Here is a 23,303-nt window from a genome sequence, read left to right as displayed (position 1 = left end):
AAGGAAAGGAAACAGGATTATGTGGAACACCATGCATGAATGGCTGAACGCTTTGCCTGTCAGTGAGGAAATCATCAAATCGGCATTGATGTCGGTATTGATGATTGTGGCCGTCATTGCCGGGCGCAGCATTTTGCTCTCGGCGCATTTTCGCAGCCATCCGGATTTGAGCATTGAAAACAAACGCCGCTCGCTGGTGTTCAGCCGCAACGTGACCATGTTGCTGATCCTGCTCGGGCTGGCGATGATTTGGGCGGCGCAGATTCAAACTTTGGCCTTGTCGATGTTTGCAGTGGCCGCGGCGATTGTGGTGGCGACCAAAGAGCTGATTATGTGTTTGTCCGGCAGCATCCTGCGCTCGGTAACCAAACAATACTCCATCGGCGACTACATCGAAATCAACGGCCTGCGCGGACGGGTGGTCGATATCAATATGCTGAACACGCTGATGATGCAAATCGGCCCTAATCCGTTGATCGGCCAGCTTTCCGGCAAAACGCTCTCGTTTCCCAACAGCCTGCTTTTGAGCCATACCGTGCGCCGCGACAATATTTTGGGCAATTATGTGATTCATACGGTAGAAATCCCCGTGCCGATTCATTTGGATTCGGACGAAATCATAGGCCGTCTGAAAGCCGTGCTTGAGCCGTTGTGCGCGGCCTATGTTCCCGTTATCCAACAATATTTGGAAAACGTTCAAGCGCAAAAACTCTTTATTACCCCCGCCGCCCAGCCGCGCGTGTCCCGCGTGCCGCATGATGACAAGGTGTACCACATCATCGTACGCTTCGCCTCCCCCGTTTCCAAACGGCTGGAAATACAACAGGCCGTCTTAGACGAATTTTTGCGCACGCAATACCGACTGATCAACCAAACAAAATAGTACGGTGTGTTTATTGATACGATCAAATCCCTTACAATAATGAAGTTCACAATCAACAATAAGGAAAAGTCATGTTGCCCGAATCAGCCCTTGCCGAAATGTACCCCGTCATTATGACCCCCAGCCATGACGGCAAATATTTCCACAACTACACCCTCTCGCTTCTGAACATCGTCCACACCAACGCCTCCCTCGGCCTGCCGCTGCAAGTAATGATGCAGCGCGGCGAAAGCCTGATTACGCGCGCGCGCAACAACTGCGTGGCCAAATTTTTGGAAAACAAAGAATGGACGCATTTATTCTGGATTGACTCCGACATCGGCTTCTCTCCCGATTCATTCTACCGCCTGCTCTTGGCCGATAAAGACGTTGTGGCCGGCGTTTATCCGCTCAAACGCGAAAACTGGCCCCAAGCAGGCCTTCCTGCCGGCATGACCCAAGCCGATTTCGAACGTATGTACACTTCTTACACCGTCAACACCAACGACAAAAATGAAAACGGCGAAATCGTCCTGAGAGTCGATGAAGAAGGCTTTATGAAGGTTCATGACGCACCAACCGGCTTCATGGTTATCAAGCGCAGCGTATTTGAAAAAATGATAGAGGCTTATCCCGAGTTGAACTACGTCTCCGACAGCGACTACAGCCCGGAAAACAAAGGCCTGCACTACCGCTTCTTCGACTGCATGGTCGATCCCGAAAGCAAACGCTACCTGTCCGAAGACTACACCTTCTGCCACCTCTGGCGACAAATCGGCGGCGAAGTGTACGTCGACGTACAATCCAACCTGACCCACCAAGGTGCAAAAGTGTATCACGGCTCGTTTGCCGAATCCTTGCAAACCAATGTTGCCAATGCGGTTTACGCCCCCGAAGGCACCACCATGCGCCTCGAACTGGCCGCCCCGTTGCACGCCAATCCGCGCGGTCCGGAATAAGGTTGACCGACCGGCAGGCAAAACACTTTAATTCTGCCTGTCTGCCACCATATAACGCCTATCGTTTTCTTTTCAGACGGCCCCAAGGCCGTCTGAAACCATCTTATTCAGGAGAAACCATATGAGCGACAACGTCCTGCTCCACTTGGGCGAAGAACCCCGTTTCGACCAAATCAAAACCGAAGACATCAAACCCGCCCTGCAAACCGCCATTACCGAAGCGCGCGAACAAATCGCCGCCATCAAAGCGCAAACGCACACCGACTGGGCCAACACTGTCGAAAAACTGACCGACATTACCGAACGCGTCGGTCGCATTTGGAGCGTGGTTTCCCATCTCAACTCCGTCGTCGATACGCCCGAATTGCGTGCCGTATACAACGAATTGATGCCTGAAATCACCATCTTCTTCACCGAAATCGGTCAAGACATCGAGTTGTACAACCGCTTCAAAATCATCAAAAACTCTGCCGAATTCGACACCCTTTCCCCGGCGCAGCAAACCAAGCTCAACCACGACTTGCGCGATTTCGTCCTCAGCGGTGCCGAATTACCGCCCGAACAGCAGGCAGAACTGGCGCAACTGCAAACCGAAGGCGCGCAACTGGGTGCCAAATTCGCACAAAACATCCAAGACGCAACCGACGCTTTCGGCATTTACTTTGACGATGCAGCACCGCTTGCCGGCATTCCCGAAGACTCCATCGCCATGTTTGCCGCCGCCGCGCAAAGCGAAGGCAAAACAGGCTACAAAATCGGCCTGCAAATTCCGCACTACCTCGCCGTCATCCAATACGCCGACAACCGCGAACTGCGCGAACAAATCTACCGCGCCTACGTTACCCGCGCCAGCGAATTGTCTGACGACGGCAAATTCGACAATACGGCCAACATCGACCGCACCCTCGAAAACGCATTGAAAACCGCCAAACTGCTCGGTTTCAAAAACTACGCCGAGCTGTCGCTGGCAACCAAAATGGCCGACACGCCCGAACAGGTTCTGAACTTCCTGCACGACCTCGCCCGCCGCGCCAAACCGTTTGCCGAAAAGGACTTTGCCGAAATCAAGGCCTTTGCGCGCGAAAACCTGAATATCGAAGACCCGCAATCGTGGGATTTGAGCTACGCCGCCGAAAAACTGCGCCAAGCCAAATACGCCTTCAGCGAAGCCGAAGTGAAAAAATACTTCCCTATCAGCAAAGTCTTGGCAGGCCTGTTTGCCCAAATCAAAAAACTCTACGGCATCGAGCTGGCTGAAAAAACCGTCCCCGTTTGGCACAAAGACGTGCGCTATTTCGAGCTGAAACAAGACGGCCAAACCATCGGCGGCGTTTACATGGACTTGTACGCACGCGAAGGCAAACGCGGCGGCGCATGGATGGACGGCTACAAAAGCCGCCGCCGTTTCGCCGACGGTACGCTGCAACTGCCGACTGCCTACCTCGTCTGCAACTTCACCCCGCCGGTCGGCGATAAAGAAGCGCGTTTGAGCCACGATGAAATCATCACCCTCTTCCACGAAACCGGCCACGGCCTGCACCACTTGTTGACCCAAGTTGACGAAGTGGGCGTATCCGGCATCAACGGCGTCGAATGGGACGCAGTCGAGCTGCCCAGCCAATTTATGGAAAACTTTGTTTGGGAATACGACGTATTGGCGCAAATGTCCTCGCACGAAGAAACCGGCGCGGTATTGCCGAAAGAGCTGTTCGACAAAATGCACGCGGCTAAAAACTTCCAACGCGGTATGTTCCTCGTCCGCCAAATGGAATTTGCCCTCTTCGACATGGAAATCTACCATCAGGAAGATGAAGGCCGTCTGAAAGAATGGCCGCAAATCTTGGACAAAGTGCGTCAAGAAGTCGCCGTAACCCAACCGCCGGCATACAACCGCTTTGCCTTGAGCTTCAGCCACATCTTCGCCGGCGGCTACGCCGCAGGCTATTACAGCTACGCATGGGCGGAAGTTTTGAGCGCAGACGCTTACGCGGCATTTGAAGAAAGCGACGACGTGGCCGAAACCGGCCGCCGCTTCTGGAAAGAAGTGCTGGCCGTCGGCGGTTCGCGCAGCGCAGCCGAATCCTTCAAAGCCTTCCGCGGCCGCGAACCAAGCCTGGATGCCCTGCTCCGCCACAGCGGTTTCGACAACGCAGCTTGATTTGAAAATCCACCGTTTTAAACAGAACGGTTGCTGATTCAAAGTTAAAGGCCGTCTGAAATGTTTCAGACGGCCTTTCGGTTGGCACAATTAATGAGGAACAATAAATACGTCCAATCTCTAACAATTTTTTCGGGAGAAACTGAAGCACGTATTTCAAACCCCAATCTCCCCATGCCCATCGCTCAAATCAATTTTTGCCCTTTTTATCGCCGGCGGCCAAACGCATATTGATAAACTCCATCATCAAATCTTTTTTCGTCCAGAAAAAGGTTTTCATTTTTTCCAAAGAATAGATTTTCCGAATCATCGCCGGCAATCCTGCGTGAACGATGGCCGCGACTTCGCCATTGGTTGTTTCATTGTCCATGGCGGCTTTGAGGTTTAGATTGTGCGTATTCAGGTAGTCGCAAAGCGCTTTTCTGACGCTGCTGCTGATTTCAAATTGTTTCATGTTTTCCGTCCATAATGCTTTTATAGTTAAATAGCATAGGATTCTAGCAAGTTTTTTGCATTGTGCATATCTCAATGTGCATATTATTGCGGAATTTACAATTTGGCTTTTGAGTAAAATCATGCCTGCAACACATTGTTGCGGCGCACCCTGTCGGATTGTTTTGACTATTTTGTTTCGGCTTTGGCCGCATTGCGGATAAAATAACGGTTTTAGGTGTTGAGGCCGTCTGAAATGTATTTGTGGTTTAAGCTGTTGCACATATTTTTTGTGATTTCTTGGTTTGCAGGACTGTTTTATCTGCCGCGGATTTATGTGAATCTGGCGCAATTGGAACCCGGCAGCGCGGAATATGTACGGCTGACGGATATGTCGCGGCGGCTGTACCGCTTTATGTCGCCTTTGGGCTGGGGAACGCTGATATTCGGCGCGGCCATCGGCTTTGTCAACAATTGGTGGGGCAACGGCTGGCTGGCGGTTAAATTATTGTGCGGCCTGCTGCTCTTGGCCTACCAGCTTTATTGCGGCCTGTTGCTGCGCCGTTTTCAAAACGGCAGCAATGTGTATTCGCACCACTGGTATCGGGTATTCAACGAACTCCCCGTTTTGATGATGGTGGCCGCGCTTTATATGGTGGTTTTCAAGCCGTTTTAATCTTCAGACGGCCTGTTTGGTAAATAAGGAAAGAATTCATGACGGTCGAAATCGAACGCCGCTTTTTGCTGGCGGATGACAGTTGGCGCAAAGCGGCAGGTGAGCCGCTGATATTGCAACAGGGCTATTTGAGCGTGGAAAAAGAGCGCACCATCCGTGTGCGGATTATCGGTTCGCAAGCCTGGCTGACCCTGAAAGGCTATATTTCCGACATGACGCGCAGCGAATTTGAATACGAAATTCCGTTGGCTCATGCGCAGGCGATGATGGCGGATATGTGCCCGTTTAAAATGGAAAAATACCGCTATCGTGTCGAATTTGAAGGCTTTGTGTATGAAATCGACGAATATTTCGGCGACAATGCGCCCTTGATTGTGGCAGAAATCGAATTGCCGTCTGAAGATACCGAGTTTCCCAAACCTTCTTGGTTGGGCAAGGAAATCACGGCAGACGGGAAATTCACCAATGCGTATTTGAGCAAACATCCGTATTCGTCTTGGACGGAATAACGAGTACAACCCACATACAAAAAAGGCATGTATCGCACATGCCTTTTTTCTTTTCAGACGGCCTGATTTGCCTTACCGATATTTGCATCGAGCTACTTTCGACATACCGTTTCAAATATCGGGCAAGTCCGTGTGTTTTATCCGTTGAACCTTACGCCGGACGGCAGGCCACCATGTAGTTGACTTCGGTCGAGTCGCATAAGGAATAACGGCCGCTCAACAAATTGTAGGTCATGCCCTTGCTGCCGACGGTATCCAATCCGGCTTGGCGGCACATGCGCGCGAGTTCTGCCGGCGTGATGAATTTTTTCCAATCGTGCGTGCCTTTGGGGACGAATTTCAACAGATATTCCGCACCGACTATCAGATGCAGATAAGATTTGGGATTGCGGTTGATGGTGGAGAAAAACACCATGCCGTCTGGTTTGACCAGTTTCGCACAGGCTTGAACGATGGCGGCCGGATCGGGAACGTGTTCCATCATTTCCATACACGTTACCACATCAAAGCTGTGCGGCTGCTCGGCGGCGAGGTCTTCGACGCGGATGCAGCGGTAATCGATATTGGCAACGTGTTGAGCGGCCGCATGGGCAGCGGCGGTTTGCAGGGACTTTTCCGCCATATCGATGCCGGTAACGTGTTCTGCGCCGCGTTTGGCCATGCTTTCGGACAAAATACCGCCGCCGCAGCCTACATCCAACACACGTTTACCTGCCAATCCGGCATAGCCGTCGATATAGTCGAGGCGCAAGGGGTTGATGTCATGCAGGGGCTTGAATTCGCCGTTTTTATCCCACCATTTGTCGGCGATTTGGCTGAACTTGGCGATTTCGCCGGCATCTACGTTGTCGTGTTGATTGCTCATGGTTTGCTCCTGCATAAAATCATTCGCCTGATTTTAGCCGATTGCGCTTCAAAATAAAATGTTTCAGACGGCCTTTGCCCGTTTATCGGCCCTATTTCAACTTTCATCCGCCTGAACATAAAAAACGCACCTTGTGGCAAGGTGCGTTTTTTATGGGCATGATTTAGAATTTAGCGCCGGATTCGTTGGCCATGTAGTCAACTGCGGCTTTCACTTCGTCGTCGCTCAGGCTGCCGTTGCCGCCTTTGGCAGGCATGGAATTGAAGCCTTCGAGGGCGTGTTTGTGCAAGGTGTCTTTGCCTTGTTTAATGCGAGGCGCCCAGTCTTCTTTTTTGCCTACGGCAGGAGCGCCGGGAATCAAGCCGCCGTGGCATGCTTTACAGTTCGCTTCAAAAACAGCTTTGCCGTCCACTTTGGCGGATTCGGCAGGCTTGGCTTCAGCGGCAGGTGCTTCGGCTTTCTCTTCGGGCTTGGCGGCTTCTTCAGGTTTGGTGGCTTCCTCTGCTTTGCTGGCGGCGGCTTCAACCTTATCGGCAGCTTCTTGAGCGGCAGATGCAGTCGCATCGGCAGCAGAAGCGGCTTCGGTTTTCACTTCAGATGCAACGGCTTGAGCAGTCTCTTGTGTCTCCTGTTTAGCCTCTTGGGAACAAGCTGTCAAACCAGCCATCATCATTACGGCAATCAGTAATTTGTTCATGTTCTGTCTTTCCTTAATTTTATTTAAATCACTGTTTTATATAAACAGCTCAAAAATTCTAACACAGAAACTAATACTTTCGACCTACACTATAATAAATATTGGCATAAATCAGATTTTGTCTCAAAAACTGAAAAACATATTGACACCACCTCTCTACTCGGATAGAAATTCACCTCATTTGTCATGAAGCGCGATAACTTTCATTTTATTGTTCAAGCAGTTACTCATCTTATTTTCAAAGTTTCTTTTAGAATTCAACTTTTTACCGACTTCTCCATGAATAGCGTCAACCTGAAAGCCATCCCCATCCCAAACAGGCCGTCTGAACCCCAATCAGGTTTCAGACGGCCTGTTTGAATCATGTTAATAAATGGCCATGCAAAAGACACCGGCAGGCTTACTTGTTTATAGAGTTTTTCATATCCCGACTACAATTTAATTCAGTCCCGCCATTAGTCTTTTGCCAATGTTTCAGCTTCAGCCCACAATCCCCGCTTCTGCTCCGCCGTCAATTTCTTAATGCCGATTTCCTGTTTCAGTGCTTCACTCTTGTTCAGGCCGTCTGAAACGATGCGCATCTCGACAGGCTTGTTCAACCGCGTGTATTTCGCGCCTTTTCCTGACAAGTGCGCCGCAAATCGCTCTTGCGGACGGTTGCTGATGCCGCAATAAAACGCGCCGTTTTCGCACAAAATCAGGTAAACGCTCCAATTTTCCGCGTTCATAAATCCCCTTCCTTGGCAAAACTCTCGGTAAAAATGCGCACGGCAGCCTCGGTTTTGGCAGACTGCACACGATAAGGTGTTACCAAATAAAGGCTGACCGGTGGTAATGTCCATTCAGGCAAAACCGCTTTCAGACGGCCTTGTGCAATTTTCTCCCTCACTTCGCCGTCCACTAGCAAAGACAAACCAAATCCACTTTCGGTCAGATTGCACACGGCGGCAAGATGCGTGCAGGCAATGCTGTCGGCGATGTCGAGGAAATAGCTTTCTTCACCGTTTTGCAAGGTAGTGCGGACAGGTAAAAAATGCAGCCAGCGGTGCGTATGAAGCTGAGAGGGATGGGTAATGGGCGGATGCCGGTCGAGATAATCGGGCGCGGCGCAAATCATGTACGGCCACGTCACGAGATGGCGCGCAACCAAGTTGGGATCGTCCAAAGCACGGTCGCCACCGCGTATAGCGATGTCGGTCTGATTGTGTTGCAGGTCGTCCAAAGTATCGCTGAAATTAAGGACAGGACGGATTTTTGGGAACTCGGTTTGCAATCTTGCAAACGCCGTCTGAAAAGCGCGGGAACCGATGACGCAGGAAGTCAGGGAAATGCGCAATTTGCCGACGGGTTCGGTCTTCAGATTGTCGATAACGGTACGCGTATCGGCAAGGGTGGCGGCTAGGCGGCGGCAGTATTCGCCCAAGGCGCGGCCGGCATCGGTAGGCGCAAGGCTGCGGGTGCTGCGGTTTAACAGCTTGATGCCGTGCAGGGTTTCGAGGCGGTTGATGTGCTGGCTGACGGCAGACGGCGTCATGCCCAACGCGGCCGCAGCGGCGTTCATGCTGCCGTGTTCAAGGATGGTAGCGAAAACAAGCAGGGGTTTGATGTCTTGCATTTAGAAATAATTGTTTAGTTTAACTTCACAATAATAACAGTAAATCAGGGATTATCAAGCGTTTCAGACGGCCTTACAATGCACTTATCTAATCAATCACATCCCCACAAGGAGTTAAATATGAAAATCGCAGTTATCGGTGCAACAGGTTATGTCGGCAACGCAGTCGTTCAAGAATTAGCAGGCCGCGGTCATAAAGTAACCGCTTTCGCCCGCAACACAGACAAAGTGTTCCAAGCGCAAAATGTTGCCGCCGTCTCCGCAGATGTCAACGCGGCGGACTTCGCCGACAAGCTGGCAGGCTTTGACGCCGTGGTCAGCGCGTTCAACCCGGGATGGACCAATCCCAACATCGGCGCGGATTTTACACGCGGCGCAAACAGCATCGTCGAAGCGGCAAAAGCAGCGCAAGTGCCGTATCTCTTGATTGTCGGCGGCGCGGGCAGCCTGTATGTCGCGCCCGGTTTGCAAGTTATCGATACGCCCGATTTCCCCAAAGCCATTTACGACGGCGCCAATGCCGCACGCCATCTCTTGGCAGAACTCCTGCCGCGCCGCGACGTGAACTGGTCTTTCGTTTCCCCTCCTGCACGACTGGGTGCGGACGGCGGCTTCAGCGAAGACAAAACCGGCAAATACCGCTTGGGCAAAGACGATTTGCTGATGGATGGTGAAATTCCGGCAGGCATCAGCGTGGCTGATTTGGCAGTCGCCATCGCCGACGATGTGGAAAACAAAGCGCATTTGTTTGAACGCTTTACCGTTGCCGCCGCTTAACCGCCTCCATTTAAAGGCCGTCTGAAACCCAAAGTTTCAGACGGCCTTTTCATATTCGGATCGATAGGAAAAAATATTTTATTACAATTTTGCTATAGCAAACATAACTAACTTTCGATATTTCAAGGCTTCCAACCTCGTCAGTCCCACCTGCGCGGAAATGACGGCAATAGGTAAGTTGCGTATCGAAAATAAAGTAATTTGGCTATATCAAACCAAAAACACCGTTTCCATCCGCCCCAAACGACAGGTGGTTTTAATTCAATTTGATTTTCGAGCCCCACCAATTTCGTTATCTATAAAATCATTGAATTGTTGACGGAACTCCATTGGTCGGGCGATATAAGGAATCGGAGCATGACTGCCGCCCATCCCCCTGATCACTATGGAGCCATAATTGAAAATCCTGCCCCAAAAACCTTGGATTACAGAAAGACTTTCAGCGCGATCGATATTTAATTCAATTGTTTGCCGACGGATAAAGCCAGCTTTGGCGATCAGTCTTTTATTGGTCAATGCAAGCTCCGTTGTCATAACATTCAGCACAGCCACAATAATAAACAATATGCCGATTATTCCAATAATTGGAATCTCTCTTATCAACAGCGCAAACAATGCACCAAATACCAATCGTCCGAATTGGGACAGCCACGATACTTGTGCTTTATAAACAATACGTTCATTCTGCCCTAAAGAGCTTTCAATATAACTTGCCATTTGACGTTCTCCACATTAGGTATTTTCCAAAAATACGGATTATAATCCGTGGATAAATAAGCGTCAAAATTGGATATTTTGAGATTTGTGAAGACAAATCTCATGAGTAAAATCAGTGTATTGATAGGTATAAAAATCCGAGAAATCCGCAAACAGTCCAATATCAACCAAGAAAGCTTAGCCTTACTTGCCGATATAGACAGAAGCTATATGGGTAGAATAGAAAGGGGGGAGGTCAACATAACGGTTGATAAACTATATCAACTGTCTTCTGCTTTAAACTGTTCCGTACACGACTTACTGCCGGATGATTTGGAAATTAAAAATACTTGAACCGTTCAAGTAGTACGCCCACATTGCCAATCTGCTAAAAAGATCGTCTGAAACCCCAAAACCCAAAGTTTCAGACGGCCTTTTGCTATAATACGCCCATTAAATTTACCTATACGCGAGTTCTCATGTCCGCATCCCAACCCACCATCGCCGCCATCGCTACCGCACCCGGACGCGGCGGCGTCGGCGTGATCCGTCTTTCCGGCAAAAACCTGCTGCCTTTGGCGCAAACCCTCAGCGGCGGCAAAACGCCCAAACCGCGCACCGCGCTTTACACCGACTTTCTCGGCGGCGACGGACAGCCGATAGACAACGGCATCCTGCTCTACTTCTCCGCCCCCGCCAGCTTTACCGGCGAAGACGTGATTGAATTGCAGGGACACGGCGGCCCTGTGGTGATGGATATGCTGCTCTCGCGCTGCCTCGAACTGGGTGCGCGCATGGCGGAACCGGGCGAATTTACCAAACGTGCCTTCCTCAACAACAAACTCGACCTTGCCCAAGCCGAAAGCGTCGCCGACCTCATCGACGCCTCCAGCAAGTCCGCCGCACGCATGGCGTTGCGTTCGCTCAAAGGCGCGTTTTCCCAACACATCCACGAGCTGGTGGACGACCTTATTACCTTGCGGATGTTGGTCGAAGCTACGCTGGACTTCCCCGAAGAAGACATCGACTTTCTCGAAGCCGCCGACGCGCGCGGCAAGCTCCAAGCCCTGCAAGGCCGTCTGAAAACCGTGCTCGCCAGCGCGGAACAAGGCGCGATTTTGCGCGAAGGCATGAACGTCGTCCTCGTCGGCGCGCCCAACGTCGGCAAATCCAGCCTGCTCAACGCCTTGGCGGGCGACGACATCGCCATCGTAACCGACATCGCCGGCACCACCCGCGACACCGTGCGCGAACAAATCACCCTCGACGGCGTGCCCGTCCACATCATCGACACCGCCGGCTTACGCGAAACCGACGACGTGGTCGAACAAATCGGCATCGAGCGCAGCCGCAAAGCCGTTTCCGAAGCCGATGTCGCCCTGATTCTGATTGACCCGCGCGAAGGCGTGAACGCCAAAACCCAAGCTATTTTGAACAGCCTGCCCGAAGGTTTGAAAAAAATCGAAATCCACAATAAAGCCGACCTGACCGGCGAACCCGTTGCCGTCCGTTCAGACGGCCTCGCGCAAACCGGCGCGGACACCGTCATCAGCCTGTCCGCCAAAACCGGCGCGGGTCTCGACTTGCTCAAACACGCGCTGTTGCAGGAAGTCGGCTGGCAGGGCGAAAGCGAAAGCCTGTTCCTCGCCCGCAGCCGCCACCTCAACGCCTTACACGAAGCCGAAGCCGAGCTGGAAAACGCCGCCCTCTGCAACAACAACCAAATCGAGCTTTTCGCCGAACACCTGCGCCTCGCCCAAAACGCCTGCAGCGAAATCACCGGCGAATTTACCGCCGACGATTTGCTGGGCGTGATTTTCTCGCGCTTCTGCATCGGCAAATAAAACGGTTTGCCATCAAATACAAAGACCGTCTGAATGTTCAGACGGCCTTTTTTATCACCAAAACAAGCTTAATTTCACTTGCGTTTATTTATTGGCAGCTTCTGCCATATTTTTTGCGATTTTGGTTGCGCCAACTGTCAAACCGGACATACCGATCAAAGAAGCCGCAGCCAATTTGATTAATGTTTTCATTTTAACTCTTTTCTGTGTATTTATTTGAGGAAGCGTTGTGTGTTTTTATTTGTCGGCATCAGCCATATTGTGGGCGATATTGGTTGCACCGACGGTCAGGCCGGACATGCCGATTAAAGAGGCTGCAGCCAGTTTGATTAAAGTTTTCATTGTTTGTCTCACTTTCTTGTCTGTCGGCCGAAAAACGGCCTAAGTTGCGTTTTCTAAGGTATTGTAATTGATTCGTTTATAATTGAATTATTTGTGTACAGCCGTTTCGATATTACGGGAGATGCCGATGGCAGAAGCCGATATTCCGGACATACCGATTAAAGAAGCGGCAGCAAGCGTTATTAAATTTCCCATTTTCATTAATCCTTTTTCATAGAAACAAAATGTTATTTAACAACATACACATTTTTTCATCGGCATCTGCGCTACCGACAGGGCGAATCATACCGTTTTAAATGTAAACTAATACAGATTAATCGTAAATATATAGCGCAAAAATCAAACATACCAATATTTTTTGTTAATTTATATTATTTTTTGAAAATGACACCGATGTCTTACCAAATGACACCGATGTCTTGATTACATACGCACTACAAACGTGTTTCATTCCCCCCATAAAATCCCACTTTTTTTGTTGCAAAATTGCACTCTAAATAGAATATATTTTAAAATTCAATATTTTATAAATTTATATTTTTTACAACAAAAATATTCAATTAGTCAAAACCAATACCTTTGATAGCTTCTTTTAAAGAAAACACACGTTTCTAGCGCATATCCGACCATAAAATGCGTTGCAAATATATGATATAGTGAAACATTCTGCGTATTGACTATTTCCAGCATGAACATCACCCTAATCCTGACCGGCGCGGCCGCATTTTTTATCGGCGCGCTGTTTGCTTGGCTGATAACACGCTACCAAGCCCAAAGCCGACACTTTACCGTTTTGCAAGAATTGGCCGAAGCCCGCCGCCTGCATGAGTTTGCCGAACAGGTGCAGGCTCAGACTGCGGCGGACTTGGCGCAAAGCCGTCATACCGTGCAGGAATTGCAAGACGAATTGCAGGAGACGGGCAACCGCTTTGCCGCGGCCGAAAAACAAATTGCCTATCTGCAAGATTGCGAGGCCGAAGCCGAAGCTTTAAAACACGAATGTGCAAAATGGCAGCAAAGTGCGCAAAACCTGCAAATCAACAATGAGCGCCTAAACACGCAACTGGTTCAAGAGCATGCCTTGAGTGCGGATAAAAATACGCTTTTGCAACAACAAGAAACGGAAAAAGGCCGTCTGAAACAAGACTACGACACGCTTTTGGAGCAAAACCATGCGCTGCAAGTCCAAAACGAGCGCCTCTCCACACAACTGACGCAAGAAAAAGCCAATATCGACGACAAAAACAGCCTTTTACAGCAACAGGAAGCCGAAAAAGGCCGTCTGAAACAAGAATACGCCGCCCTTTTGGAGCAAAACCACGCGCTTCAAGTCCAAAACGAGCGCCTCAATACCCAATCGGAAAAAGACCGTCAGGCCGCCGAAGAAAAATTGGCCCTGCTGGCAGATGCGCGTAAAAACCTGAGCGACCAGTTCCAAAACCTCGCCAACACTATTTTGGAAGAGAAAAGCCGCCGCTTTACCGAGCAAAACCACGACCATCTCCAACAACTGCTCAATCCGCTCAACGAACGCATACACGGCTTCAGCGAGCTGGTTCAGCAGACTTATGAAAAAGAAGCCAAAGAACGCCTGACCATCGAAAACGAGCTCAAACGCCTGCAAACCCTCAATACCCAGCTCCACCACGATGCCAAAGCGCTGACCACCGCGCTGACCGGCACGCAAAACAAAACTCAAGGCAACTGGGGCGAGATGATTTTGGAAAGCGTATTGGAAAATTCCGGCCTGCAAAAAGGCCGCGAATACATCGTTCAAGCTTCCAGCATCCGCCACGAAGCAGACGGCACCCAACGCCGTCTTCAGCCCGACGTCCTCATCAATCTGCCTGACAACAAACAAATCGTCATCGACTCCAAAGTATCGCTGACCGCCTATGTCCGCTATACGCAAAGTACCGGCGCAGAAGCAGAGCGCGAGCTTGCCAACCACGTCGCCAGCATCCGCGCCCACATCAAAAGCTTGGCAGCAAAAGATTACACCGACCTTGAAGGCGTCAAAACGCTGGACTTCGTCTTTATGTTCGTCCCTGTCGAACCGGCCTACCTCCTCGCCCTGCAACACGATCCGAACCTCTTCCAAGAATGTTTTGACAAACGCATCATGCTGACCGGCCCCAGCACCCTGCTCGCCACCCTGCGCACCGTTGCCAACATCTGGCGCAACGAGCAGCAAAACCAAAACGCGTTGGCGATTGCCGAGGCAGGCAGCAAACTTTATGACAAATTTGTCGGCTTTGTCGAAAGCATGGACGGCATCAATAAAGCGCTTGGTCAGGCACAATCCCAGTTTCAGACGGCCTACAGCCGCTTGGTTTCCGGCAGGGGCAACCTCATCAGCAGCACTGAAAAACTGCGCAAATTGGGCATCAAAGCCGGCAAACAGCTGCAACGCGATTTATTAAAAAAAGCCATGTTGGAAAACGAAGACCACGCCGCCTTACCGACCGCACAAGACCAAGAAAATGACTAATAAAATTTAAGGCATTGCAAATAAAGGGAATTTAACCAATGAGCAACATCACCATCGTCCTTGCCGCCGATACCGGCTATGCCGAGCAGGTTCATACACTGATGAAGTCCGTCTGTACCCACAACAAAAATGTCAATTTCTACCTCATGCACAATACCTTCAGGCGGGAATGGATCGACTATACCAACCAAAAGCTCGCAGCCAGCGGCAGCCGTCTGAATGATGTCAAAATCGAGATGGACTTCAGCCAATATCGCCGCCTACCCCATATTTCGGATGCCGCATTTTTCCGTCTGATGATGCAACATCTGCCTGTCGACCGCGCCCTGTATCTCGACAGCGATATGGTGGTTACCCAATCCCTACACGATTTGTTCAACCTCGATATGCACGGTTATCCCGTTGCGGCGGTACAAGACTCCTTTCTTGCCCGTACCGAATGGAATCACCCGACCGGCCTGCACACTACGCCCTATTTCAATTCCGGTATGTTGTTGGTCGACCTGGCGCAATGGCGGGAACACAATATCGCAGCGCAACTGCTGCAAACTGCTACCACCATTGATAAATCCGTTCCCTACGGCGACCAATGCTTTCTAAACACCGTATTTCAAAAAAATTGGCTGCAATTGGAAGAATCTTGGAATTTTCAAACAGGCGCAGTCCAATATTTCCAAAAACGAAATCTCGGCGAAATATTCCCCAAACCTGACACCGTCCCGCCCGTTATCCACTACACCACACGCGCCAAACCATGGTTGTGCGATTACGGCAAGATTCCTTTTGAAGAAATCTATTGGCAATACTATTGCGCCGACTGGCCGGAAGCGTAGTCCCAGACAGGGAATACCCTTCCCTTGCCTCAATTGACCTTAAAACAACCCATCATCAAAAACAAAAGGCCGTCTGAAATCGTTTCAGACGGCCTTTAAGCCATAAAAAAACAGGCAGAACATTCTGCCTGTTTTTTTGTTCAAAACTAACCATAGAGTGAGCATACCACCTTCAATCAGCGTTATCGTTATCCGATTAGATACCGCGCAACAATTCATTCACGCTGGTTTTCGCACGGGTTTGCGCGTCCACGCGTTTGACGATAACTGCGCAGTAGAGGCTGTGGCTGCCGTCTTTGGAAGGCATGCTGCCGGATACGACAACAGAGCCAGCCGGTACGCGGCCTTGATAGATTTCGCCGGTAGTACGGTCAAAGATTTTAGTGGATTGACCGATGAACACGCCCATAGAAATCACGCTGCCTTCTTCGACAATCACGCCTTCGACGATTTCAGAACGCGCACCGATGAAGCAGTTGTCTTCAATAATGGTCGGGCTGGCTTGCAGAGGCTCGAGTACGCCGCCGATGCCGACGCCGCCGCTCAAGTGCACGTTTTTACCGATTTGCGCGCAAGATCCGACAGTCGCCCAAGTATCGACCATCGCACCTTCGTCAACGTATGCGCCGATGTTGACATAAGAAGGCATCAACACGACATTTTTCGCCACAAAGCTGCCGCGGCGGGCAACCGCACCCGGAACTGCGCGGAAGCCTGCGCTGCGGAATTCGTCTTCCGACCAGTCGGCAAACTTGGTCGGCACTTTGTCGAAGTATTTGTTCACGCCGTCGTTGAGGATTTCATTGTCCTGAATGCGGAAAGACAGCAATACGGCTTTTTTCGCCCATTCGTTAACTTTCCATTCGCCCACGCCCAAACGCTCGGCAACGCGCAGTTTGCCAGAGTCGAGTTGATGAATGGTTTCCAAAACCGCTTCACGCACTTCTGGGGTAACGGTATTCGGATTGATTTCGGCACGGTTTTCAAAAGCCGTTTCAATGATGTTTTGCAAAGACATGTTGATTCCTTCAAGAGATCAGGGCCGTCTGAAATCTTTTCAGGCCACCCTATTACAAATATTTAACTCGTTATTTTGCCATGTAAAAGCGATTTCGTCAGCTATTAACATGATTAGCGCCGAGCGTTACACGGCCGGATTTCGGCTAAGCCAAGATTTTCAGACGGCCTGTTCAAGTGAATGGAATAGCATTTATTTTCTAACTAATTTTCCAGCTACGATATGCAAGCTGTCGATTCTGCCGACACACGCCGTGCCGATAAATCAATTATCGCCAATCTTTTGCAACAGATTTTCAGCCACCACACCGCATTCGATATTCCGCTTTAACGGTTTCGCGTTCCAATCCTTCAAGGCCGTCTGAAAGTCGGCAAAATCCATTAACTGCGAACCGAAACGGCGCATATGTTCGGTATCCTGCTGACAGTCTATCAGCGCAACGCCCAAATCCGCCAAAAACGGGACGGCGCAGGCAAATGCAATCTTGGACGCATCGGGACGCAAAGCAAACATCGACTCGCCATAAAACACGCAGCCGATTTGCACGCCGTAAAATCCGCCAGCCAACTGCATTTTGCCTTGCTCATCCGGCAGCCAACATTCAAACGAATGCGCATGCCCCTGATGATGCAGCTTCAAATAGGCCGTCTGAAACGCAGGCTCTATCCACGTTCCGTCCTGTTCCGGACGCGGCACATCGGCACAATGGGCAATCACTTTTTCAAAACAGCGGTTGACCGTTACCCGATACGGCTTGTGGCGCAAAGTTTTGGCGAGCGAACGGCCGATATGCAGGCTTTCCGGCACAATCACGGCTCGCGGAGCAACCGCATACCAGAAAAACCAACCGTCGCGGCTAAACCACGGAAAAATCCCCTGCCCATACGCCGACAACAGCCGCCCCGTATCCAAATCGCCGCTGACGCCGACCAAGCCGTCGCATTCTGCCAAAGCGTAAGACGGGTCGGGGAAACGATAATCCTGTGGCGCAAGTAAAGGAATCTTCATCGCAAAGCCCATAAAGTTTCAGACGGCCTCAAGCTGAAAATGCCCAAGGCCGTCTGAAAAATCAACATACCAACTGATTAACGTTTGGTTTTGGTTTGACAATCGCCGCATACGCCGTACATATACAGCGCGTGGTCGACGATGCGGTAACCGTTTTCTTCGGCGATTTTGTCTTGCAGCGCTTCGATTTCCGGATTGTGGAATTCGGTTACTTCACCGCATTTCACGCAGACGATGTGGTCGTGGTGGTCGCCTTTGTCCAATTCGTAAACCGCTTTGCCGGTTTCAAAATGGTGACGTTGCAAAATGCCGGCCTGTTCAAACTGGGTCAGCACACGGTAAATCGTCGCCACGCCGATTTCCACGCCCTCTTCCAACAGGATGCGGTATACATCTTCCGCACTCAAATGCTCCTCGGCATGAGTTTCAAACAAGTCCAAAATTTTCAAACGCGGACCTGTAACTTTCAAACCACTGTCTTTCAATTGCGCAATGTTGCTGAATTTTTCCATAATATTCAATATCCCTGTAAGGTAATAACCGTTATAATACGCACTTTCCGCCCGTTTGCCCACTATTGGGCCGTTAAAGGGCGGCAATCTGCCGCCGGTCTTGCAATTGAAAATCGGCGAAAAGAAAAATTAAGAAGATGATTATCGTTTGCTTTTTAAAAATATTCAAGCGATGATAAACATCTTTCCCGAAATGACACAGAAAGGTAAGCCCGTGAATAAAGCCTTATGCCTTGCCATCGCCGCTATTTTAGGTCTGGCCTCATGCAGTGCCGAGCGCGTATCCAACTTTCCATCCTACAAACTCAAAATCATTCAAGGTAACGAGCTCAATCCTCGCGCCGTGGTTTCCCTGCGCCAAGGTATGACCCGCGACCAAGTCCAACTGCTGCTCGGTACGCCGCTCCTGCGCGACGCCTTCCATGCCGACCGCTGGGATTACACTTTCAACACCAGCCGCAACGGCATCATCAAAGAACAAAGCAACCTGACCCTGTACTTTGAAAACGACGTCCTCGCACGCGCCGAAGGCGATGCCATTCAGAAATCCATCGAAGCGGTTCAAGCCGGACAAAACATCGTTCCGACCACCGAAACCAAGCCGCAATAAGGAAGCCCCATGAGCGCATTGAAAATCGCCATCGCCGGCGTCAACGGCCGCATGGGCCGCGTTTTGGTTGAAGCGGTCAACAACCATCCCGACACCGTCCTCTCCGGCGCACTCGAGCATTCCGGTTCGGAAGTATTGGGTTTGGATGCAGGCTTCGCCTCCGGCCTCAAAACCGGCGTTGCCATTTCAGACGACGTGGATGCCGTACTGGCTCAAAGCGATGTCCTGATCGACTTTACCCGCCCCGAGCCAACCCTGAAACACCTGCAAAAATGCGTGGAAAAAGGCGTCAACATCATCATCGGCACGACCGGTTTTGACGAAGCAGGCAAAGCCGCCATCCAAGCCGCAGGCGAAAAAATAGGCGTTGTCTTTGCCGCCAACTTCAGCGTCGGCGTCAACCTCACTTTCCACATCCTCGACACCGTCGCCCGCGTGTTGAACGAAGGCTACGACATCGAAATCATCGAAGGCCACCACCGCCACAAAGTCGATGCCCCCAGCGGCACCGCGTTGCGCATGGGTGAAGTCATTGCCGACGCACTCGGCCGCGACCTCAAAGAATGCGCCGTTTACGGCCGCGAAGGCCATACCGGCCCGCGCGATCCGTCCACCATCGGTTTTGCCACCGTCCGCGCAGGCGACATCGTCGGCGACCACACCGCCCTCTTCGCCACCGACGGCGAGCGCGTGGAAATCACCCACAAAGCCAGCAGCCGCATGACCTTTGCCGCCGGTGCCGTACGCGCCGCAGTTTGGGCAAACGGCAAAAAAGGCCTGTACGATATGCAAGACGTACTGGGTTTGAAAAACCGATAAACCCGCATCATCAGGTTTCATACCTGACAAGGCCGTCTGAAAGCACAACGTCGATTTTCAGACGGCCTTATTAAAAAGAAAGCCCCACCATGTCCTATCAACAAATCACCATCAACGTCAACGATGCCGTCGCCGAACGCCTTGCCGACGCGCTGATGGAACACGGCGCATTGTCCGCCGCCATTGAAGATGCCTACGCCGGTACAGAAAACGAGCAGGCCATTTTCGGCGAGCCGGGCATGCCGTCCGAGCAAATCTGGCAACAAAGCAAAGTCATTGCCCTTTTCGGCGAAAGCGACGACGCCACTTCCATTATCGAAGCCGCCGCGCAGGAATGCGGTTTGAACGATTTGAAATACACCGGCGAAATCCTTGAAGATCAAGACTGGGTGCGCCTGACCCAAGCGCAATTCGACCCGATTCAAATTTCCGACCGCCTGTGGATTACCCCGTCTTGGCACGAAGCGCCCAACGGCAACGCCGTCAACCTGCAACTCGACCCGGGCCTTGCCTTCGGCACGGGCAGCCATCCGACCACCCGCCTCTGCCTCAAATGGCTGGACACGCAGCTCAAAGGCGGCGAAAGCGTGTTGGACTACGGCTGCGGCTCAGGCATTTTGGCCATTGCCGCCCTCAAACTCAGTGCAGGCTCCGCCATCGGCGTAGACATTGACGAACAAGCCATCCGCGCCAGCAAAGACAATGCCGCACAAAACAACGTCGACGCGCAGTTCTACCTGCCGGACGGCCTGCCGCAAGGCCAATTTGATGTCGTTGTCGCCAACATTCTGGCCAACCCGCTGCGTATGCTCGGCGAAATGCTTGCCGCGCGTACCAAACAAGGTGGCCGCATTGTTTTGTCCGGCCTTTTGGACGAACAAGTCGAAGAACTCAGCGGCATTTACAGCCAATGGTTCGACATCGAGCCTGCAGAAATCGAAGAAGGCTGGGCGCGATTGAGCGGCGTCAAACGCTAAAGCTGTTTTTCCGATACAAAGGCCGTCTGAAATTTAAGCTTTCAGACGGCCTTTTTGCACTTAAAACGCTGAATATTCCAGCAAAATCAGGTATAATTGCCTATTATTTTGACCTTTCGGAACACATCCGCCGCGCTCGTTTGACATTTCATTGCGCGCACGGAAAATTTCCTTGAAATTCAGCAAGAAAAGACCATGACTGACCAAAAACACGAAGAATACGGCGCCGACAGCATACAAGTGCTGGAAGGCTTGGAAGCGGTACGCAAACGCCCCGGTATGTATATCGGCGACACGCAGGACGGCAGCGGCCTGCACCACATGGTGTTCGAGGTGCTTGACAATGCCATTGACGAAGCGCTCGCCGGACATTGCGACAAAATCACCGTAACCATCCATGCCGACAATTCCGTCAGCGTGGCCGACAACGGCCGCGGTATGCCGACCGGCATCCATCCGAAAGAAGGCCGCTCCGCCGCCGAAGTCATCATGACCGTCTTGCACGCAGGCGGCAAATTCGACAACAACAGCTACAAAATCTCCGGCGGCCTGCACGGCGTGGGCGTGTCCGTCGTCAACGCACTGTCCGACTGGGTAACGCTGACCATCTACCGCGACGGTAAAGAACACTTCGTCCGCTTCGTACGCGGCGAAACCGAAGAGCCGTTGAAGGTTGTCGGCGATTCCGACAAAAAAGGCACGACCGTGCGCTTCCTCGCCAGTGCGGAAACCTTCGGCAATGTCGAATACAGCTTCGACATCCTTGCCAAACGCATCCGCGAGCTTTCCTTCCTGAACAACGGCGTGGACATCGAATTGATTGACGAGCGCGACGGCAAACACGAAAGCTTCGCCCTTTCCGGCGGCGTGGCAGGTTTCGTGCAATACATGAACCGCAAAAAAACACCGTTGCACGAAAAAATCTTCTACGCGTTCGGCGAAAAAGACGGCATGAGCGTCGAATGCGCGATGCAGTGGAACGACAGCTACCAAGAAAGCGTGCAATGTTTCACCAACAACATTCCGCAACGCGACGGCGGTACGCATTTGACCGCGCTGCGCCAAGTGATGACCCGTACCATCAACAACTATATCGAAGCCAACGAAGTGGCCAAAAAGGCCAAAGTGGAAACCGCCGGCGACGATATGCGCGAAGGCCTGACCTGCGTGTTGTCCGTCAAACTGCCCGATCCGAAGTTCTCATCGCAAACCAAAGACAAACTGGTTTCCAGCGAAATCGGCCCCGTCGTCAACGAAGTCATCAACCAAGCCCTGACCGACTTCCTTGAAGAAAACCCGACCGAAGCCAAAATCATCACCAGCAAAATCGTCGATGCCGCGCGCGCGCGCGAAGCCGCACGAAAAGCCCGCGAAATCACCCGCCGCAAAGGCGTGATGGACGGTTTGGGCCTGCCGGGCAAACTGGCCGACTGCCAAGAAAAAGACCCTGCTCTGTCTGAACTCTACCTCGTCGAGGGCGACTCCGCAGGCGGCTCCGCCATGCAGGGCCGCGACCGCAAATTCCAAGCGATTTTGCCGCTCAAAGGTAAAATTTTGAACGTCGAAAAAGCACGTTTTGAAAAAATGCTGGCCAGCCAAGAAGTCGCCACGCTGATTACCGCTCTAGGCGCAGGCATCGGCAAAGAAGAATTCAATGCCGAAAAACTGCGCTACCACCGCATCATCATCATGACCGATGCCGACGTGGACGGCGCGCACATCCGCACCCTGCTCCTGACCTTCTTCTACCGCCAAATGCCCGAGCTGGTCGAACGCGGCTACATCTACATCGCCCAGCCGCCTTTGTACAAAGCCAAATACGGCAAACAAGAGCGCTATCTCAAAGACGAATTGGAAAAAGACCAATGGCTGCTCGGTCTAGCCTTGGAAAAAGCCAAAATCGTTTCAGACGGCCGCACCATCGAAGGCGAAGAGCTTGCCGATACCGCCAAACAATTCCTGTTGGCCAAAACCGTCATCGAGCAAGAAAGCCGCATCATTGACGAACTCGTCCTGCACGCCATGCTGCACGCTTCGCCGGTCGACCTCAGTACAGCAGAAAGCGCAGACCGCGCCGTTGCCGAATTGAGCGGCCTCTTGGACGAAAAAGAAGTCGCACTCGAACGCATCGAAGGCCACGAAGGACACCAGTTCATCAAAATCACACGCAAGCTGCACGGCAATGTGATGGTGAGCTACCTCGAGCCTAAATTCCTCAACAGCAAAGCTTATCAAACCCTTACCCAAACCGCCGCCGCACTCAAAGGCATGGTCGGTAAAGGAGCGAAGCTCTACAAAGGCGACAACGAATACGACATCGACAGCTTTGAAGCCGCTTTGGACATCTTGATGAGCGTTGCCCAAAAAGGCATGTCCATCCAACGATACAAAGGCTTGGGCGAGATGAACCCGGAACAACTTTGGGAAACCACGATGGATCCCACCGTCCGCCGCCTCCTGAAAGTCCGCATCGAAGACGCCATTGCCGCCGACGAAGTGTTCGTCACCCTGATGGGCGACGAAGTCGAACCGCGCCGCGCCTTCATCGAAAACAACGCCCTGCTGGCACAAAACATTGACGCCTAAGCATGGAAAGATAAAAG

Annotated in this window: 23 protein-coding genes; 14 read left to right on the top strand and 9 right to left on the bottom strand. The window is 51.5% G+C overall.

Annotated features, from left to right (window positions below; genetic code table 11):
- Positions 1 to 19: 19 nt before the first annotated feature.
- The 3 genes from ACTHUG_RS06990 (at position 20) to ACTHUG_RS06980 (ending at position 3,979) form a co-directional block, all read left to right on the top strand.
- Positions 20 to 883, top strand: a complete 864-nt coding sequence (locus ACTHUG_RS06990) for a mechanosensitive ion channel family protein (RefSeq protein ID WP_004520900.1) — start codon at positions 20 to 22, stop codon at positions 881 to 883.
- A 71-nt stretch (positions 884 to 954) separates the two neighbouring features.
- A complete protein-coding gene (locus ACTHUG_RS06985) occupies positions 955 to 1,821 on the top strand; it encodes a hypothetical protein (protein ID WP_440386465.1) in 867 nt (288 codons plus the stop codon).
- Between the two features lie 121 nt (positions 1,822 to 1,942).
- A complete protein-coding gene (locus ACTHUG_RS06980) occupies positions 1,943 to 3,979 on the top strand; it encodes a M3 family metallopeptidase (RefSeq protein ID WP_440386464.1) in 2,037 nt (678 codons plus the stop codon).
- Positions 3,980 to 4,169: 190 nt separating this feature from the next.
- Here the strand turns inward: ACTHUG_RS06980 and ACTHUG_RS06975 are convergent, their stop codons facing one another.
- On the bottom strand, positions 4,170 to 4,433 hold the full coding sequence (locus ACTHUG_RS06975) for a hypothetical protein (protein WP_070825840.1): 264 nt from the start codon (positions 4,431 to 4,433) through the stop codon (positions 4,170 to 4,172).
- 234 nt (positions 4,434 to 4,667) lie between these two features.
- Between ACTHUG_RS06975 and ACTHUG_RS06970 the strand changes: the two genes are divergently transcribed.
- Positions 4,668 to 5,087 (top strand): CopD family protein, encoded by a 420-nt coding sequence (locus ACTHUG_RS06970; RefSeq protein WP_440386463.1) that lies wholly within the window; start codon positions 4,668 to 4,670, stop codon positions 5,085 to 5,087.
- A gap of 38 nt (positions 5,088 to 5,125) precedes the next feature.
- A complete protein-coding gene (locus tag ACTHUG_RS06965; protein ID WP_440386462.1) occupies positions 5,126 to 5,596 on the top strand; it encodes a CYTH domain-containing protein in 471 nt (156 codons plus the stop codon).
- Positions 5,597 to 5,747: 151 nt separating this feature from the next.
- On the opposite strand, the gene ubiG is transcribed toward ACTHUG_RS06965, so the two are convergent.
- The 4 genes from ubiG to ACTHUG_RS06945 form a co-directional block, all read right to left on the bottom strand.
- The gene (gene ubiG / locus ACTHUG_RS06960) at positions 5,748 to 6,461 is read right to left on the bottom strand and encodes a bifunctional 2-polyprenyl-6-hydroxyphenol methylase/3-demethylubiquinol 3-O-methyltransferase UbiG (protein WP_049333599.1); all 714 of its coding nucleotides are present in this window, start codon (positions 6,459 to 6,461) and stop codon (positions 5,748 to 5,750) included.
- A gap of 163 nt (positions 6,462 to 6,624) precedes the next feature.
- Positions 6,625 to 7,158, bottom strand: a complete 534-nt coding sequence (locus ACTHUG_RS06955) for a c-type cytochrome (protein ID WP_440386461.1) — start codon at positions 7,156 to 7,158, stop codon at positions 6,625 to 6,627.
- Positions 7,159 to 7,613: 455 nt separating this feature from the next.
- Positions 7,614 to 7,886, bottom strand: coding sequence for a GIY-YIG nuclease family protein (locus ACTHUG_RS06950; protein ID WP_049344305.1), 273 nt, complete (start codon positions 7,884 to 7,886; stop codon positions 7,614 to 7,616).
- Complete coding sequence (locus tag ACTHUG_RS06945; protein WP_440386459.1) at positions 7,883 to 8,773, bottom strand: LysR family transcriptional regulator; 891 nt, start codon at positions 8,771 to 8,773, stop codon at positions 7,883 to 7,885. The genes ACTHUG_RS06950 and ACTHUG_RS06945 overlap by 4 nt, the downstream gene beginning before the upstream one ends.
- A gap of 120 nt (positions 8,774 to 8,893) precedes the next feature.
- Between ACTHUG_RS06945 and ACTHUG_RS06940 the strand changes: the two genes are divergently transcribed.
- Entirely contained in the window at positions 8,894 to 9,550 is a 657-nt protein-coding gene (locus ACTHUG_RS06940; protein ID WP_440386458.1) for an NAD(P)-dependent oxidoreductase, read from the top strand.
- Between the two features lie 261 nt (positions 9,551 to 9,811).
- Here the strand turns inward: ACTHUG_RS06940 and ACTHUG_RS06935 are convergent, their stop codons facing one another.
- Positions 9,812 to 10,267 carry a PH domain-containing protein gene (locus tag ACTHUG_RS06935; RefSeq protein WP_254343537.1) on the bottom strand — a complete coding sequence of 152 codons (456 nt, stop codon included), beginning with the start codon at positions 10,265 to 10,267 and terminating at the stop codon, positions 9,812 to 9,814.
- Positions 10,268 to 10,369: 102 nt separating this feature from the next.
- Here ACTHUG_RS06935 and ACTHUG_RS06930 point away from each other — a divergent pair, with 102 nt between their 5' ends.
- The 4 genes from ACTHUG_RS06930 (at position 10,370) to ACTHUG_RS06915 (ending at position 15,756) form a co-directional block, all read left to right on the top strand.
- On the top strand, positions 10,370 to 10,600 hold the full coding sequence (locus tag ACTHUG_RS06930) for a helix-turn-helix domain-containing protein (protein WP_049344313.1): 231 nt from the start codon (positions 10,370 to 10,372) through the stop codon (positions 10,598 to 10,600).
- A 125-nt stretch (positions 10,601 to 10,725) separates the two neighbouring features.
- Positions 10,726 to 12,090 carry a tRNA uridine-5-carboxymethylaminomethyl(34) synthesis GTPase MnmE gene (gene mnmE / locus ACTHUG_RS06925; protein WP_254343536.1) on the top strand — a complete coding sequence of 455 codons (1,365 nt, stop codon included), beginning with the start codon at positions 10,726 to 10,728 and terminating at the stop codon, positions 12,088 to 12,090.
- 1,030 nt (positions 12,091 to 13,120) lie between these two features.
- Positions 13,121 to 14,923: a DNA recombination protein RmuC gene (gene rmuC, locus ACTHUG_RS06920; RefSeq protein ID WP_440386457.1), complete on the top strand. Its 1,803-nt coding sequence runs from the start codon at positions 13,121 to 13,123 to the stop codon at positions 14,921 to 14,923.
- Positions 14,924 to 14,961: 38 nt separating this feature from the next.
- Positions 14,962 to 15,756, top strand: a complete 795-nt coding sequence (locus ACTHUG_RS06915) for a glycosyltransferase family 8 protein (RefSeq protein WP_440386456.1) — start codon at positions 14,962 to 14,964, stop codon at positions 15,754 to 15,756.
- 196 nt (positions 15,757 to 15,952) lie between these two features.
- Here ACTHUG_RS06915 and dapD read toward each other — a convergent pair whose 3' ends face one another.
- From dapD to fur, 3 genes are all read right to left on the bottom strand, one after another.
- Complete coding sequence (dapD, locus tag ACTHUG_RS06910; RefSeq protein WP_004520923.1) at positions 15,953 to 16,774, bottom strand: 2,3,4,5-tetrahydropyridine-2,6-dicarboxylate N-succinyltransferase; 822 nt, start codon at positions 16,772 to 16,774, stop codon at positions 15,953 to 15,955.
- Between the two features lie 264 nt (positions 16,775 to 17,038).
- On the bottom strand, positions 17,039 to 17,782 hold the full coding sequence (gene aat / locus ACTHUG_RS06905; protein ID WP_440386455.1) for a leucyl/phenylalanyl-tRNA--protein transferase: 744 nt from the start codon (positions 17,780 to 17,782) through the stop codon (positions 17,039 to 17,041).
- 77 nt (positions 17,783 to 17,859) lie between these two features.
- On the bottom strand, positions 17,860 to 18,357 hold the full coding sequence (fur, locus tag ACTHUG_RS06900) for a ferric iron uptake transcriptional regulator (protein WP_079453813.1): 498 nt from the start codon (positions 18,355 to 18,357) through the stop codon (positions 17,860 to 17,862).
- Positions 18,358 to 18,508: 151 nt separating this feature from the next.
- Here fur and ACTHUG_RS06895 point away from each other — a divergent pair, with 151 nt between their 5' ends.
- The 4 genes from ACTHUG_RS06895 to gyrB all read left to right on the top strand — a co-directional run bounded on the left by ACTHUG_RS06895 (position 18,509) and on the right by gyrB (position 23,286).
- Positions 18,509 to 18,904, top strand: coding sequence for an outer membrane protein assembly factor BamE (locus tag ACTHUG_RS06895; RefSeq protein WP_049333683.1), 396 nt, complete (start codon positions 18,509 to 18,511; stop codon positions 18,902 to 18,904).
- Between the two features lie 9 nt (positions 18,905 to 18,913).
- Positions 18,914 to 19,723, top strand: coding sequence for a 4-hydroxy-tetrahydrodipicolinate reductase (gene dapB / locus ACTHUG_RS06890; RefSeq protein WP_440386454.1), 810 nt, complete (start codon positions 18,914 to 18,916; stop codon positions 19,721 to 19,723).
- A gap of 89 nt (positions 19,724 to 19,812) precedes the next feature.
- On the top strand, positions 19,813 to 20,700 hold the full coding sequence (gene prmA / locus ACTHUG_RS06885) for a 50S ribosomal protein L11 methyltransferase (RefSeq protein WP_254343529.1): 888 nt from the start codon (positions 19,813 to 19,815) through the stop codon (positions 20,698 to 20,700).
- A gap of 195 nt (positions 20,701 to 20,895) precedes the next feature.
- Positions 20,896 to 23,286: a DNA topoisomerase (ATP-hydrolyzing) subunit B gene (gene gyrB, locus ACTHUG_RS06880; RefSeq protein ID WP_440386453.1), complete on the top strand. Its 2,391-nt coding sequence runs from the start codon at positions 20,896 to 20,898 to the stop codon at positions 23,284 to 23,286.
- Positions 23,287 to 23,303 lie beyond the last annotated feature (17 nt).

This window comes from Neisseria sp. P0022.S009, assembly GCF_051956675.1.
GTDB lineage: Bacteria > Pseudomonadota > Gammaproteobacteria > Burkholderiales > Neisseriaceae > Neisseria.
This window is presented reverse-complemented; position numbering and strand designations above follow the sequence as displayed.